This window comes from Chryseobacterium sp. HNCC26DJ239 (assembly GCF_057180445.1).
The window spans coordinates 52,001-66,689 of the sequence record NZ_JBXUGJ010000004.1 but is presented as its reverse complement, the minus strand read 5'-3'; the positions used below and the strand labels follow the sequence as shown (position 1 = coordinate 66,689).

Below are 14,689 nucleotides of genomic sequence, written 5' to 3'. Positions count from 1 at the left end.
CCAAATGAAAAAGTTAAATTTCTTATCAAGATTATTTTTGCTCGTATTGACTTTCGGTTTTATAACCGTATTTGGGCAAATAACGACAAAAGCAGTAAAGTTTGCGGCAGGCAAATCTTCAGCAGCTATTACAGGTTCCGTTACGGGATATCAGACGATTGATTATACGGTTTCTGCAAAAGAAAATCAAACACTGAAAGTTGATTTTAAAACGAATAAACAGAGTAATTTCTTTAATGTTCTTCCTCCAGGTTCTAATGACGAGTCTATCTTTACAGGAAGCAATGAAGGGAATTCTTTTGCGGGGACTTTATCTCAAACAGGGACATATAAAATTAGGGTATATTTAATGAGAAATGATGCCAGAAGAAATGTAAAAGCAAATTATACGCTGAATATTTCTGTTAAATAAATAGGAATGATAAAAAAAAACCGGCTCTTCGTAGAAGAGCCGGTTTTTTATAAGTTTCGGCGGCGCCTTTGGCGCCGCCGAAACTATATCGCAAAGAAAATTTAGCATTAAATTCCTAAACTTTCTCTTACTCTTTTCATGGTTTCAAGAGCGACAACTCTGGTTTTTGTTGCGCCTTCTTGAAGTTTTGCTTCCAATTCGTCTAAGTTGTTCATGTAATAGGCAAAAACCTCTCTTTCTTTTGCAAAACGTTCTAAAATAAGATTTAGAAGTTCCATTTTTGCGTGACCGTAACCGAAGTTTCCAGCTAAATATTTTGCTCTTAATTCTTCTGTTTGTTCTGGTGTAGCAATAAGTTCGTAAATCGCAAAAGTTTTATCTGTAGAAGGGTCTTTTGGTTCTTCTAGAGATTTAGAATCACTTTCAATGCTCATTACTTGCTTTTTCAATTGCTTTTCTGGTAAGAAAATATTGATGATGTTTCCTCTAGATTTAGACATTTTGTTGCCATCGGTTCCGGGAACATATTTGGTGTCTTCCTGAAGCTCAGATTGTGGCAAAACAAAAACTTCTCCCATTTGATTGTTGAACCTTGAAGCCACGTCGCGCGCAATTTCCAAATGTTGAAGCTGGTCTTTTCCGACAGGAACAATTTCTGCATCATACAACAAAATATCTGCAGCCATCAAAATAGGGTAGGTGAATAAACCTGCGTTTACATCTTGCAAACGGTCTGCTTTATCTTTAAAAGAATGCGCCAAAGTCAGTCTTTGATAAGGAAAAAAGCAAGACAAATGCCAAGAAAGTTCACACGTTTCAGGGATGTCGCTTTGTCTGTAAAAGAAGGTTTTTTCGGTATCAAGTCCACAAGCAAGCCAAGCCGCAGCAATCTCGTAGGTATTCTGTTTCAGTTCTTTTGCGTCTTTTATCTGCGTAAGAGAATGAAGGTTTGCGATGAATAAAAACGATTCGTTTCCTGCTTGCTTTGAAAGCTCAATTGCAGGAATAATTGCACCTAAAAGGTTTCCCAAATGCGGTGTTCCGGTGGCTTGAATGCCGGTAAGAATTCTTGACATTGTTTTAAATTTATTTAAATAAAATTTTTCGAATTGCAAATTTAGGTATAATCCCACAGATTACACAGATGATTGTGAATTTCTATCAATAGGAGCGGACTTTAGTCCGCTTTAAAAGTTTTACAAGGAATGGCTTTAGCCTAAATTTAAATATTTCGTATTGGTTTTTCTGACTCTTAAATCAGCAATAGGCTAAATTTACGGAATCAAAATTTTCTCCCCACCAAATTTCGGTTCTACGCCAAACATAAAGTCCCAGAAAACTTTGGCTCGGGCGAGTTTTTCTCTTGCATTGGTTTTAAAACCTGCGTATTTATTCACGTCTTTTGCATTGTAGCCGAAAGCTTTTATGCCGTTTTTTCGTGCTAAATACACCGCTCTTTCGTTGTGAAATTTCTGCGAAATAATGATGTAAGAGTTTTGTCCGAAAATTTCTTTCGCCCTCAATACAGAATCTAAAGTTCTGAAACCTGCAAAATCTTCAAAAATTTTGTCGGCTGGAATTCCAGCTTTGATGAGCTCGTTTTTCATTTCTTCAGGCTCGTTGTAGGCTTTTCTAGAGTTGTCGCCACTTACAATAACATTTTGAATTTTCCCTGAATGATACAATTCTGCTGCAGCATCAATTCGGTTAAAGAAATAAGCGTTTGGCGCTCCATTAGAAAGCGTTTTGCTGGTTCCTAATAAAAGCCCGACTTTCTCCGTAGGAAGTTTTGAAATATCAGAGGAAACGTACGCTTCGGCTTGGTCTTTAATGGTAAAGTTTGACCAAACGATAAAAATAATTCCTGCCACAAAAAGTAGCAGGAAAATTTTAATAGTGTTTTTTATTAATTTTTTCATACAATTTTCGACCTTAAAGGTTTCATAAAAGTATGAAATATTTTAAAATTCTAATCCGTTCGGGAATGCTTTTTTTCTAAAAATTAATAACAATGCAGCTCCTACTGTAATGGCAGAATCGGCAATATTGAAAATATATTTGAAGAATTCAATGTGTTTTCCTCCAATTATTGGCCAGCTTTCCGGAACGTACCAATCTACAATCGGGAAATGCAGCATATCAACAACGCAGCCTTTCATGAAGTGAGAATAGCCTTCTCCAAAAGGGACAAATTTCGAAACACCTCCATAACCAATCCATCTTCCTGTATTTTCGTCGAAAACAGTTCCTGAGTCGAAAATTAATCCGTAAAACATACCGTCAATTAGGTTTCCAATTGCTCCTGCAAAAATCATAGCCATCGGAATCAAAAGGTAGTTAGATTCTCCTCTTTGAAGCCATTTTTTGAACAGGTAAACCATTCCTCCAATCAAGAAAACTCTTACTAAAACGAGAAAGTATTTTCCGATAATTCCGCCAAATTGAAATCCATAAGCCATTCCTGGGTTTTCAACAAATGTTTTATTAAAAAAACCGTTGATTACGGGGATACTTTCGTTAAGCTCGAAATTGGTTTTTACATAGATTTTTGACGCTTGGTCAATCAAAAGAATCAGAAAGGTTACTAATGCTATCTTCTTCATTACTTATCTTTCTTTGGATTGTCTTTAAAGTTTCTTGCTGGTTTTTCTTTTTTAGGAGTGCGAGGCTCGAAGTTTTGAGTTTTTGCGCCTCTTGTATGAAATTTTTCATAACGGATTCCCATATCTTTCATAACGCTTTTTATCGCATTCAGCTCCATTTGGTTTTTGGGGTGTACAATTAATGCTTCCATTTTACAATTTGTTTTTTTATCTGTCTGAGTGTAGTTTAAGGTTTATTTTTTCGAAAGTTCGTCCAATCTTTTGCGGTCTTTCGCAGAAAGGTCTTCTATTCCGTTTTTGCCCATTTTGCTCAGAAGTCTGTCGATTTCTTTTTCTCTTTCCCTTTTGTCTGAATTAAATTTATCATCTATTGTGTAATTTTTCTGGTCATCTGGAAAAAATTTGTCTTTAATTTTGTCTTTGTTGAAAAATGCAAGAACAGCCACAATAATGAGTGCCAAAATTACTAATTCCATGGGAAGTATATATTAAAAATTAGGTTTATAAAGTACCGCGAGATACAATATAAACCCAAATTTATTATAATTAAATAAAAATATGTATTATCTCTGCATATTTTTAGCTTCGATGCTTAGTGTAGCGTGAGGAACAGCCAATAGTCTTGGTTTAGGAATTAGTTTTCCGGTTACTCTGCAAACGCCGTAAGTTTTGTTTTCAATTCTTATCAAAGCGTTTTTAAGGTCGCGTACAAATTTTTCCTGTCTTCCTGCTAAAATCGAATTTTGCTCCTTACTCAAAGTTTCTGCACCTTCTTCAAATGCTTTAAAGGTAGGTGATGTATCATCCGTTCCATTGTTTTGGTCGTTGATGAAACTCTCTCTGATTAGTTTCAAATCATTCTCAGCTTTCTCTATTTTATCTTTAATGATTGCCTTAAATTCCTGTAAATCAGCATCGCTGTAACGTACTCTTTCGTCTGACATGGTCTTTTTCTTTATTTAATAAAATTATGAATTGGAATTTGAAAAACAATAACTATAAGTTAAATTTTTTCAACATTTATTTTAAAATTAACCTCATCTATTTCGATATCGTTAAAATTTGAAAGTGAAGATACAATTTCTATTTTATCCGACAATACTTCGGCAGAAATATACGCTTCATTTTTAAGAATATCGTTTATAAATGGTGAGTTTTCTTCTATAGAGATTCTGATTCTGTCTGTAAGTTCAAAGTCTTTATCTTTTCTGATGTTTTGAACTCTATTAATCAGTTCTCTTGCAATTCCCTCCGATTTTAATTCTTCTGTCAACGTCAAATCTAATGCCACAGTAGTTTTTCCATCTGAAGTCACCGTCCAGCCCGGAATATCTTTTGTTGAAATTTCTACGTCGTTCAACGTAATTTCATATCCAAGTATATCCATTTTTCCTTCTTTTTCTAAAGAAGCAATTTGCTCTCCTGAAAGATTATTGATTTCGTTACCAACAGCTTTCATGTCTTTTCCAAGCCTAGAACCTAAAGTTTTGAAGTTAGGTTTTATCTGTTTTACAATTAAATGTGAAGCTTCTTCAGCATTAATTAATTGCAATTCTTTAACATTTACTTCTTGTTTAATTAATTCTGCCACTGCCAAAATCTGCTCTTCAGTTTTAGCGTCTAAGACAGGAATCAGCACTTTCTGCAATGGTTGACGAACTTTTACGTTTTCTTTCTTTCTTAAAGAGAAAACCATACTTGTAATGTTCTGTGCTAAATGTGTTTTTTCAACCAAATCGGTATCAATTAAACTTTCATCAGCAACCGGGAAGTCGGTTAAGTGTACAGATTCGCAGTTTTCTTTTCCTGTAACTTTGTTCAAATCTTGGTACAATTGGTCCATAAAGAACGGAGCAATTGGCGCCGATAATTTGGCTACAGTTTCTAGACAAGTGTATAAAGTTTGGTAAGCAGAGATTTTATCTTCTGAGTAATCTCCCTTCCAGAAACGTCTTCTACACAATCTTACGTACCAGTTAGACAAGTTGTCATTCACAAAAGTATTGATGGCTCTTGCGACTCTTGTTGGCTCGTAATCTTCGTAGAACGCTTTTACTTCTTTTATTAAAAGATTCAATTCAGATAAAATCCATCTGTCGATTTCTGGTCTGTTTTGAATTTCTTTTTCTGAATAATTAAATCCGTCTACGTTCGCATACAACGCAAAGAATGAATATGTATTGTAAAGAGTTCCGAAGAATTTTCTTCTTACTTCATCAATTCCTTCGATGTCAAACTTCAGGTTTTCCCAAGGATTTGCATTAGAAATCATGTACCAACGTGTTGCATCTGGTCCATACACTGCTAAAGTTTCGAACGGGTCTACAGCATTTCCAAGACGTTTAGACATTTTCTGTCCGTTTTTGTCTAAAACAAGACCGTTACTCATTACATTTTTATAAGCAACTGAATCAAAAACTGCCGTTCCGATTGCGTGAAGTGTGTAAAACCAACCACGAGTTTGGTCTACTCCTTCTGCGATGAAATCCGCAGGGAAAGCTTTATTAGAATCAATTAATTCTTTGTTCTCAAAAGGGTAGTGCAATTGTGCATAAGGCATCGAACCTGAATCGAACCAAACGTCGATTAAGTCGCTTTCACGTTTCATTGCTTTTCCAGAATCTGAAACCAAAACAACTTTGTCTACTACATTTTTATGTAAATCTACCAAAGAATAGTTTTGTTCAGACATATCACCAATTACAAAACCTTTGAACGGATTTTCTTTCATGAATCCAGCTTCAATAGATTTTTCGATCTCGTTATATAATTCTTCTACAGAACCGATTATTTTTTCTTCCTTCAAATCATCTGTTCTCCAAATTGGCAAAGGAATTCCCCAATATCTTGAACGGGAAAGGTTCCAATCGTTTACGTTTTCAAGCCAGTTGGCAAAACGTCCTTCTCCTGTAGATTTTGGCTTCCAGTTGATGGTTTCGTTGAGTTCTACCAAGCGATTTTTAACTTGTGACATTTTTACAAACCAAGAATCTAACGGATAGTATAAAACGGGTTTGTCTGTTCTCCAACAATGTGGGTAGCTGTGAACATATTTTTCAACTTTGAAGGCTTTGTTTTCAGTTTTCAACAAAATTGCCAATTCAACATCCCAAGATTTGTCTGGTGCAGTTCCTTCGTCGTAGTATTCGTTTTTGATGTATTTTCCTGAGAATAATTCAGGAACATTTTCTCCTTTAATGAATTTACCTTGTAAATCTACCAAAGGAACCAAGTTGTCGTTTTCGTCCTTCACCAACATTGGCGGAACGCCTGCGTCTTTGGCAACTCTCGCATCATCTGCACCAAAAGTTGGAGCTGTGTGTACGATACCTGTTCCGTCTTCTGTAGTTACAAAATCTCCAGGGATTACTCTGAACGCTTGCTCAGGATTTTCTGCAGGTAAAAACCAAGGAACTAATTGCTCATAGTACGTTCCTACCAATTCAGAACCTTTAAATTCCTTTAAAACTTGGTAAGGAATTACTTTTGTTTCAGAAGTATAATTAGCAAAATCTTCAGCCGTTCCTTCTGCATATTTTTTACCAAATTGTTTTGCTACTAAAGCTTTAGCCAAAACAATATTGATAGGCTCAAAAGTATATTGGTTAAATGTTTTTACTAAAACATAATCGATATTATTCCCTACTGTTAAAGCCGTGTTTGAAGGCAAGGTCCAAGGAGTTGTCGTCCAAGCCAAGATGTGAACATCACCATCAACATCGTTAAATAATTCAGTAGTTTCTTTTTTAGCTTTAAACTGAGCTACAACTGTGGTGTCGGAAACATCACGATAAGTTCCGGGTTGGTTCAACTCGTGAGAAGAAAGACCAGTTCCCGCTTTCGGCGAATATGGCTGAATAGTGTAGCCTTTATACAACAATTCTTTGCTGTACAGCTGTTTTAGCAACCACCAAACCGTTTCCATGTATTTAGATTTGTACGTGATGTAAGGGTCGTCTAGGTCTACCCAATATCCGATTTTCTCGGTAAGGGTATTCCAAACGTCTGTATAACGCATTACGGCTTCACGACAAGCTTTGTTGTAATCTTCGATAGATATTTTTTTGCCAATATCTTCTTTCGTAATTCCTAATTCTTTTTCCACGCCAAGCTCTACCGGAAGTCCGTGTGTATCCCAACCCGCTTTACGGAAAACCTGTTTCCCGTTTTGGGTTTGATAACGACAGAAAATATCCTTCAACGCTCTGGCCATTACGTGGTGAATTCCAGGCATACCGTTTGCTGAAGGCGGACCTTCATAAAAAACAAACTCAGGTTGCCCCTCACGAATCTCAACACTTTTATTGAAAGTTTTATTTTGTTTCCAAAATTCCGCTACATTCTCGGCTACGTCAATAAGGTTGAGGTTTTTGTATTCTTTAAACTGGCTCATTGTAATATCTCAATATCGTTGATTAATTAAGTTTGCAAATTTAGTGATTTTTGTCGGTTTATAATATATGTTTTATTTTGATATCATCGATTAAAATATTCAATTTCAGAAAAATAAATAAACTGCCGTTTTATTTGCGAATTGTTGATTTTTGAATTTAATTACAAGCGGATATTATGAACGTTCTAATTTGTTGAATCTTTTTAAATTTAAATTAAATAAATTTGTCTTAAAATCTACATTTTGGAATTTCAACCCTCAATCGAAAGAGCAAACTTGCCGGAAATAAAAACCTTTCAGGAAGAAAAACTGAAAGAATTGTTGTGTTACCTTCAAGAACATTCGCCGTTTTACCAAAAATTATTTGCAGAACATCAAATTAATATTTCTGAAATTCAAACATTGGAGGATTTGCAGAAAATTCCTGTGACCACCAAAAATGATTTACAGCAATTCAATGACGATTTTTTCTGTGTTTCTAAAGATAAAATTGTGGATTACAGCACGACTTCCGGAACTTTAGGCGACCCCGTTACTTTTGGACTTTCGGATGAAGATTTAGAAAGAATTGCTTACAATGAAGCAATTTCTTTACGTTGTGCCGGAATTAAAAAAGGCGATGTAGTGCAAATGATTACCACCATCGATAAAAGATTTATGGCGGGTCTTGCTTATTTTTTAGGATTGAGGAAATTAGGAGCAAGCGTTGTAAGAATGGGGCCTGGAATTCCGGAACTGCAATGGGATTCGGTGTTTCGCTACCAACCGAAGTATTTAATTACTGTTCCGTCGTTCTTGTTAAAAATGATAGATTTTGCGGAGAAAAATAATTTAGATTATAAAAATTCTAGCATAAAAGCAGCGGTTTGCATTGGTGAAAGCATAAAAAATCAAGACTTTTCTGATAATATTTTAGCCCAAAAAATTAAAGAAAAATGGAATATTGAGTTGTTTTCTACCTATGCTTCCACGGAAATGAGTACCGCTTTCACAGAATGCGAGTTTCATGTTGGAGGGCATCATCATCCTGAACTTTTAATTACGGAAATTCTTGACGATGAAGGAAATCCAGTTGCCGAAAACGAGAGTGGCGAATTGGTTATTACAACTTTGGGTGTTGAAGCAGTTCCTTTGTTGAGGTTTAAAACGGGAGATTTAGTTAAAGCTCATTACGAACCTTGTAAATGCGGTAGAAATACTATGAGATTGGGCCCTGTTGTTGGAAGAAAGCAGCAAATGATTAAATATAAAGGTACAACTTTGTATCCTCCTGCGATGACGGATATTCTCAACGATTTTGAAGGGATTTCTTGTTATCAAATTGTAATTCAATCGAGTGAGATTGGTTTAGACGAAATTATTATTAAACTAAGTACAGAACAAGAAAGTGATGGTTTTGTTGCTGAAGTTCGCGACCATTTCAGAGCAAAGTTGAGAGTAAGCCCTAAAATCGAACTGATAGATTTTGATATTTTGTCTAAAATCGTTTTCCATCCCAATTCTAGAAAACCTATTACGTTTGTAGATTTGAGGTGATGTTTATTCATTTTAATTTGAAATATTAAAATGAATTTAAAGTTCTAATTTAAGATGAAATATTATATTTGCGAACTTAAATATACAGTATGAAAAAATTATTTTTAGTTTATTTTTGGCGATTACAGCTTTTGCTTTTTCACAAAACAAGTTGCTAGTTCAACAAGGTAATTTCGGGTTTTTAAGTGACCAGACTGAGGTAAATGTTCAGCTTAAATTTAATAATGTGCTTTTTCAAGTTGAAAACTATAGTGAAGACCAATATTTAGAAAAAAGAGAAAAAGAAACAATTGCTAAAAAAGGGGAAGAAGCTTGGAAAAAGTGGATGGAAGAATGGCAAAGATTTAAAGAAACTGAATACATTTCTTATTTTTTGAAAGGGATTAATGAAAAATCTCGTAAAGTAAAATTTTCTAACAATATTAGCAATGCGAAATTTACATTGATTATTGATACAAAATGGATTTACGCAGGTTGGCATGGTGGAATCATGGGGCAAGAAGGGAAGCTTACTTCAGAACTCACCTTCGTAGAAACACAAAATCCTGAACGTATTGTAATGAAGCTAAAAGGAGATATGATTTTAGGTAAACCGCAAAATAAATATTTTGTGATGGAATACGGAAGAATAGCAGGAGCTTATGAAGCAACAGGGAAGTCTATAGGAAAAGAAATTAGAAAAGTGATAAAATAAATAGAAAACCGGTCAATTTAGACCGGTTTTTTTATGATTGCATTTTTTCGTTTCGTATCAATTCAGCAAGGTTTTTTACCGCTGTATTGTGTTTTTTCACGAAAGTATTTTCTTTGTTCCAAACGTATCCTGCAAGAACGGCGCAGATTTTACGTTTAATTTCAATGTTTTCCGGTTGGTGGAAGAAAAGTTCCTGAAGGTTTCCTGTGTACCATTCTTTTACGTAGGTCGAAAAAACATCAACGCCATATAAAATATAATCAGAATATTCTTTTTGCCAGTCGATAGTTTCACCATTTAATTGTCTTAAAGCAAGTTTTGCAGCCAACATTCCGGATTCTGTTGCAAAAGCCATTCCTGAAGAGAAAACGGGGTCTAGAAACTCAGAAGCGTTTCCTGTAAGTGCAAATCCATCTCCGAAAAGTGCTTTTACCGAGCAAGAATAATCCTTTAAAAGTTTCGGTTCAAATAAAAATTCTACATCACCAAAACGTTTTACGTAGTAATCAGAAAGAGAGATTGCTTTTCTTAAAGCTTCTGTTGTGTCTCCGTTTTCAGAAAGTTTTTCGATGTAATCGGTTGGGCCAACAATTCCTAAACTCGTTTTACCATTAGAGAAAGGAATTACCCAAAGCCAGACTTCAGTTTCAATAATATCAAAAGAAATTAAAGTTCCTTCTGTTCCTTCTTCACGATTAATGTCTTCTACATGAGAGAAAATAGCAGAATGAGGCGAAAGTTTCGATGGTTTTTCTAAATCTAAAAGTCTCGGTAAAACTCTTCCGTATCCGCTAGAATCGATTACGAATTTGGCGTGTATTTCTTTGGTTTCACCATTTTTATTTTTTACCGTAGTTACAGAATCTGTTACGTTAAATTCGATGCCTATAACTTCTGTTTCAAATTCAAGGTCGATGCCTTTGTTGATGACTTCCTGGGCTAAAGTATGGTCGAAATCAGCTCTTGGAACTTGCCAAGTCCAATCCCAACCTTCACCAAATTTATCACTGAAATCGAAAACGCAAACTTCATCACCTCTTAAAAATCTGGCGCCAAGTTTTTTTTCAAAACCCATTTTATCCAGAGCGGGAAAGAGCCCAGCTTCATCAAAATGATCCATTACTCGTGGAATTAAGCTTTCTCCAACCACCAGTCTGGGAAATAAAGTTTTCTCTACAACTTTTACGTTGATGCCGTTTTTCTTTAAGTATGAAGAAGATACACATCCGGAAGGACCTGCTCCAATTACGAGAACGTCTACAAATTCTTTATTCATCTTCGATTTTTTATTTTGATAATTACTTTTATCTTTGCCCAAAGTAAGCAATACAAATTTTTAATGTATTACAAAATTAGACATAATTAGTTTTTGATTGATGAAAATAAATAACTTTTTACAACTGAAAGATTTTCAGGAAATTATATTTAACCAAAAAAAGATTGACCTTGACGAATCACTCATCGCAAGAGTAGACGCGAGTTTTCAGTTTTTGAAAGAGTTTTCTAAAGATAAAATCATCTATGGAGTTAATACCGGTTTCGGACCGATGGCTCAGTTTAAAATTAGTGATGAAGACAAAAACCAGCTTCAGTATAATTTAATTAGAAGCCACTCTTCTGGTATTGGAAATCCGCTTCCTGCAGATGAGGTAAAAGCAGCGATGTTGGCGAGATTAAACACGCTTTCTCGTGGGAATTCTGGGGTTCATAGTTCGGTAATTTTTTTACTTAAAGAATTAATAAACAGAGATGTTACGCCGCTTATTTTTGAACACGGTGGAGTGGGGGCGAGTGGCGATTTGGTACAGTTGGCTCATTTAGCTTTGGTATTAATCGGTGAAGGAGAAGTTTTCTACAAAGGGGAAAGAAAATCTACGAAAGAAGTTTTCGAGATTGAAAATCTGGAACCGATTAAAGTAGAAATTCGCGAAGGTCTTGGCTTGATGAACGGAACTTCCGTAATGTCTGGAATTGGTATCGTTAATGCACATAAAGCTAGAAAATTAACTGAAATTTCTTTACAGCTTTCCTGCGCAATCAATGAGTTGGTTCTTGCATATGACGACCACCTTTCTGAGGCTTTAAATAATACAAAAAGACACGTTGGGCAACAAAAAATAGCTGAGAAAATGAGAAATCATTTATCAGACAGCCAGTTGGTTAGAAAAAGGGCGGAGCATTTGTATACTCGTTTTGAAGAGCAGGAAACGGTCTTTAAAGATAAAGTTCAGGAGTATTATTCTATTCGTTGTGTGCCACAAATTTTAGGGCCGGTTTTGGATACTTTGGAGTTTACAGAGCAGATTTTGGAAGACGAAATCAATTCTGCAAACGACAACCCGATTATTAATGTAGAAGACCAACATGTGTATCACGGTGGAAATTTCCACGGAGATTATATTTCTTTGGAAATGGATAAGCTGAAAATAGTGGTTACCAAATTAACGATGTTGGCAGAAAGGCAATTGAACTATCTTTTGAATGCAAAAATTAATGAAATTTTCCCACCGTTTGTAAATCTTGGGAAATTAGGTTTCAATTTTGGAATGCAAGGAGTTCAGTTCACAGCAACTTCAACTACTGCGGAAAGCCAGACACTTTCAAACCCGATGTATGTACACAGTATTCCGAATAATAATGATAATCAGGATATTGTAAGCATGGGAACCAACTCTGCGGTAATCTGCAGGAAAGTAATCGAAAATGCTTTTGAAGTTCTTTCTATTGAAGCCATTACGATTGTTCAGGCGATTGAATATTTGGGATATCAAGATAAAGTTTCATCTGCTACAAAAGAGCTATATGATGAAATCAGAAAAATAATTCCTGCTTTTTCGGAAGATATGGTGATGTATCCTTACTTGCAGAAAGTGAAAGATTATTTAAAGAAATAGCTTAACATACCAAGCCGAAGATTTCCTTGGAATTAATAATTGGATTATTGATAAACGTCATTAAAATGGATCAATAATTTAAAAAAAATAAAGAAAAAATTAAAAGTTCACACATGAAATGTGCAATTGTAACCGGTGGTTCAAGAGGAATAGGTAGAGCAATTTGCCTAAAATTAGCAGAAGAAAAAAATTATCATATTTTGATTAATTATACTTCTAATGAAGCTGCAGCAAAGGAAACTTTAGCTAAAGTTGAAGAATTGGGAGCAACAGGAGAAATCCTAAAATTCGACGTGGGAAATGCCGAAGAAACAAAAAATATTTTAACAGAATGGCAGGAAAATAATCCTAAAGCTATTGTTGAAGTAATTGTAAACAACGCCGGAATCACCAGAGACGGCTTATTTATGTGGATGCCAAGCGAAGATTGGAACTCCGTAATCAATACCAGTTTGAACGGTTTTTATAACGTAACCAATTTTTTCATTCAAAAATTATTGAGAAATAAATACGGAAGAATCATCAATATGGTTTCCGTTTCTGGAGTGAAAGGAACTGCAGGGCAAACCAATTATTCCGCTGCAAAAGGAGCTTTGGTAGGTGCTACAAAAGCTTTAGCGCAAGAAGTGGCAAAAAGAAATATTACCGTAAATGCGGTGGCTCCAGGTTTTATTAAAACCGATATGACGCAAGAATTCAACGAAGATGAATTAAAAGCGATGATTCCTGCAAATCGTTTCGGTGAAGCAGAAGAAGTGGCAGATTTAGTTGCATTTTTAGCCTCTAAAAAAGCGTCTTACATTACAGGTGAAATTATTAATATTAACGGAGGAATTTATTCATAAAATAATGTAACAATGTAGCAATTTACCAGTTTATCAATGTTTTTAATTGTTACATTGCTAGACTGATACATTGTTAAATTTGAAAAGATGGAAAATAGAGTTGTCATAACCGGAATGGGAATTTATTCCTGCATTGGAACTTCTTTGGAAGAAGTAAAAGAATCTCTTTACCAAGGGAAATCCGGGATAATTTTAGATAAAAATAGAAAAGAGTTTGGGTACAGGTCTGGTTTAACGGGCTCTGTTCCAAAACCTGATTTAAAAGGTCTTCTCAGTAGAAGACAGCGCGTAAGCATGGGCGAAGAAAGCGAATATGCTTATCTTGCCACAGTTGATGCTTTAAAGCAAGCAAAAATTGACCAAGATTTTCTTGATGCTCATGAAGTTGGTATTTTATACGGAAACGACAGCGTTTCTCAAGCGGTGGTAGAAGCCATCGATATTGCGCGCGAGAAAAAAGATAATACTTTAATGGGAAGCGGAGCGATTTTTAAATCGATGAATTCTACCGTTACCATGAATCTTTCAACTATTTTTAAACTTCGAGGAATTAATTTAACGATTAGTGCTGCTTGTGCAAGCGGTTCTCACTCTTTAGGATTGGCGTATATGATGATTAAAAATGGGTTTCAGGAAATGATTGTTTGTGGAGGTGCACAAGAAACCAATCATTATTCTATGGCGAGTTTTGATGGTTTAGGCGTTTTTTCGACAAGAGAAGACGAGCCACAGAAAGCATCAAGACCTTTCGATAGTGGAAGAGATGGGTTAATCCCGAGTGGAGGTGCGGCAACTTTAATTGTAGAAAGCCTTGAATCTGCTCAAAAAAGAGGCGCCAATATTCTTGCTGAAATTGTTGGCTATGGTTTTTCATCCAACGGTGGTCATATTTCAACTCCAAATGTGGATGGACCGGCTTTAGCGATGAACAGAGCTTTGCAACAATCTACACTTCAAGCTGCAGATATAGATTACATCAACGCTCACGCAACGTCTACTCCAATTGGCGATAGCAATGAAGCAAAAGCTATTTTTGAAATTTTTGGAGGCGAAGTTCCAGTGAGTTCTACCAAGTCTATGACGGGACATGAATGTTGGATGGCGGGTGCAAGTGAGGTGATTTATTCAATTTTGATGATGCAGAATAATTTCGTCGCACCAAATATCAACCTAGAAAATCCTGATGATGAGGCAAAAAGGATAAATTTAATTGCAGAAACAAAAAATCAAAAAATTGACGTATTTTTGTCGAATTCTTTTGGTTTCGGAGGAACCAATTCAGCATTAATAGTTAAAAAATTTGATTAGACAA

Annotated in this window: 14 protein-coding genes; 6 read left to right on the top strand and 8 right to left on the bottom strand. The window is 35.4% G+C overall.

Annotation, left to right across the window (positions count from 1 at the left end):
• Positions 1-4 precede the first annotated feature (4 nt).
• Positions 5-412 carry a hypothetical protein gene (locus AC2A1D_RS09440; RefSeq protein WP_484043392.1) on the top strand — a complete coding sequence of 136 codons (408 nt, stop codon included), beginning with the start codon at positions 5-7 and terminating at the stop codon, positions 410-412.
• Between the two features lie 107 nt (positions 413-519).
• On the opposite strand, the gene trpS is transcribed toward AC2A1D_RS09440, so the two are convergent.
• The 7 genes from trpS to ileS form a co-directional block, all read right to left on the bottom strand.
• Positions 520-1,488: a tryptophan--tRNA ligase gene (trpS, locus tag AC2A1D_RS09435; protein WP_484043391.1), complete on the bottom strand. Its 969-nt coding sequence runs from the start codon at positions 1,486-1,488 to the stop codon at positions 520-522.
• 198 nt (positions 1,489-1,686) lie between these two features.
• Positions 1,687-2,331 (bottom strand): SanA/YdcF family protein, encoded by a 645-nt coding sequence (locus tag AC2A1D_RS09430; RefSeq protein WP_484043390.1) that lies wholly within the window; start codon positions 2,329-2,331, stop codon positions 1,687-1,689.
• Between the two features lie 42 nt (positions 2,332-2,373).
• On the bottom strand, positions 2,374-3,015 hold the full coding sequence (locus AC2A1D_RS09425) for a lipoprotein signal peptidase (RefSeq protein WP_484043389.1): 642 nt from the start codon (positions 3,013-3,015) through the stop codon (positions 2,374-2,376).
• Entirely contained in the window at positions 3,015-3,206 is a 192-nt protein-coding gene (locus tag AC2A1D_RS09420) for a DUF2683 family protein (RefSeq protein ID WP_484043388.1), read from the bottom strand. The genes AC2A1D_RS09425 and AC2A1D_RS09420 overlap by 1 nt, the downstream gene beginning before the upstream one ends.
• A gap of 42 nt (positions 3,207-3,248) precedes the next feature.
• Positions 3,249-3,491, bottom strand: a complete 243-nt coding sequence (locus AC2A1D_RS09415; protein ID WP_484043387.1) for a DUF6576 domain-containing protein — start codon at positions 3,489-3,491, stop codon at positions 3,249-3,251.
• An 87-nt stretch (positions 3,492-3,578) separates the two neighbouring features.
• A complete protein-coding gene (locus tag AC2A1D_RS09410) occupies positions 3,579-3,959 on the bottom strand; it encodes a TraR/DksA family transcriptional regulator (RefSeq protein WP_484043386.1) in 381 nt (126 codons plus the stop codon).
• A 59-nt stretch (positions 3,960-4,018) separates the two neighbouring features.
• Positions 4,019-7,408: an isoleucine--tRNA ligase gene (ileS, locus tag AC2A1D_RS09405; RefSeq protein WP_484043385.1), complete on the bottom strand. Its 3,390-nt coding sequence runs from the start codon at positions 7,406-7,408 to the stop codon at positions 4,019-4,021.
• Positions 7,409-7,651: 243 nt separating this feature from the next.
• On the opposite strand from ileS, the gene flxY reads away from it, so the two are divergent.
• A complete protein-coding gene (gene flxY / locus AC2A1D_RS09400; RefSeq protein WP_484043384.1) occupies positions 7,652-8,944 on the top strand; it encodes a flexirubin biosynthesis putative acyl-CoA ligase FlxY in 1,293 nt (430 codons plus the stop codon).
• A gap of 151 nt (positions 8,945-9,095) precedes the next feature.
• A complete protein-coding gene (locus AC2A1D_RS09395; RefSeq protein WP_484043383.1) occupies positions 9,096-9,638 on the top strand; it encodes a hypothetical protein in 543 nt (180 codons plus the stop codon).
• 31 nt (positions 9,639-9,669) lie between these two features.
• On the opposite strand, the gene AC2A1D_RS09390 is transcribed toward AC2A1D_RS09395, so the two are convergent.
• Positions 9,670-10,914, bottom strand: coding sequence for an NAD(P)/FAD-dependent oxidoreductase (locus AC2A1D_RS09390; RefSeq protein ID WP_484043382.1), 1,245 nt, complete (start codon positions 10,912-10,914; stop codon positions 9,670-9,672).
• A gap of 100 nt (positions 10,915-11,014) precedes the next feature.
• Here AC2A1D_RS09390 and flxA point away from each other — a divergent pair, with 100 nt between their 5' ends.
• From flxA to AC2A1D_RS09375, 3 genes are all read left to right on the top strand, one after another.
• Positions 11,015-12,532, top strand: coding sequence for a flexirubin biosynthesis tyrosine ammonia-lyase FlxA (flxA, locus tag AC2A1D_RS09385; RefSeq protein ID WP_484043381.1), 1,518 nt, complete (start codon positions 11,015-11,017; stop codon positions 12,530-12,532).
• 113 nt (positions 12,533-12,645) lie between these two features.
• Entirely contained in the window at positions 12,646-13,377 is a 732-nt protein-coding gene (gene flxB / locus AC2A1D_RS09380) for a flexirubin biosynthesis SDR family reductase FlxB (protein WP_484043380.1), read from the top strand.
• An 87-nt stretch (positions 13,378-13,464) separates the two neighbouring features.
• The gene (locus AC2A1D_RS09375) at positions 13,465-14,685 is read left to right on the top strand and encodes a beta-ketoacyl-[acyl-carrier-protein] synthase family protein (RefSeq protein WP_484043379.1); all 1,221 of its coding nucleotides are present in this window, start codon (positions 13,465-13,467) and stop codon (positions 14,683-14,685) included.
• Positions 14,686-14,689: the final 4 nt, after the last annotated feature.

Bases quoted from the DNA above. Each gene is read 5' to 3' on its own strand.
- AC2A1D_RS09440 (WP_484043392.1), top strand. From the start codon at position 5: ATGAAAAAGTTAAATTTCTTATCAAGATTATTTTTGCTCGTATTGACT.
- trpS (WP_484043391.1), bottom strand. From the start codon at position 1,488: ATGTCAAGAATTCTTACCGGCATTCAAGCCACCGGAACACCGCATTTG.
- AC2A1D_RS09430 (WP_484043390.1), bottom strand. From the start codon at position 2,331: ATGAAAAAATTAATAAAAAACACTATTAAAATTTTCCTGCTACTTTTT.
- AC2A1D_RS09425 (WP_484043389.1), bottom strand. From the start codon at position 3,015: ATGAAGAAGATAGCATTAGTAACCTTTCTGATTCTTTTGATTGACCAA.
- AC2A1D_RS09420 (WP_484043388.1), bottom strand. From the start codon at position 3,206: ATGGAAGCATTAATTGTACACCCCAAAAACCAAATGGAGCTGAATGCG.
- AC2A1D_RS09415 (WP_484043387.1), bottom strand. From the start codon at position 3,491: ATGGAATTAGTAATTTTGGCACTCATTATTGTGGCTGTTCTTGCATTT.
- AC2A1D_RS09410 (WP_484043386.1), bottom strand. From the start codon at position 3,959: ATGTCAGACGAAAGAGTACGTTACAGCGATGCTGATTTACAGGAATTT.
- ileS (WP_484043385.1), bottom strand. From the start codon at position 7,408: ATGAGCCAGTTTAAAGAATACAAAAACCTCAACCTTATTGACGTAGCC.
- AC2A1D_RS09390 (WP_484043382.1), bottom strand. From the start codon at position 10,914: ATGAATAAAGAATTTGTAGACGTTCTCGTAATTGGAGCAGGTCCTTCC.
- flxA (WP_484043381.1), top strand. From the start codon at position 11,015: ATGAAAATAAATAACTTTTTACAACTGAAAGATTTTCAGGAAATTATA.
- flxB (WP_484043380.1), top strand. From the start codon at position 12,646: ATGAAATGTGCAATTGTAACCGGTGGTTCAAGAGGAATAGGTAGAGCA.
- AC2A1D_RS09375 (WP_484043379.1), top strand. From the start codon at position 13,465: ATGGAAAATAGAGTTGTCATAACCGGAATGGGAATTTATTCCTGCATT.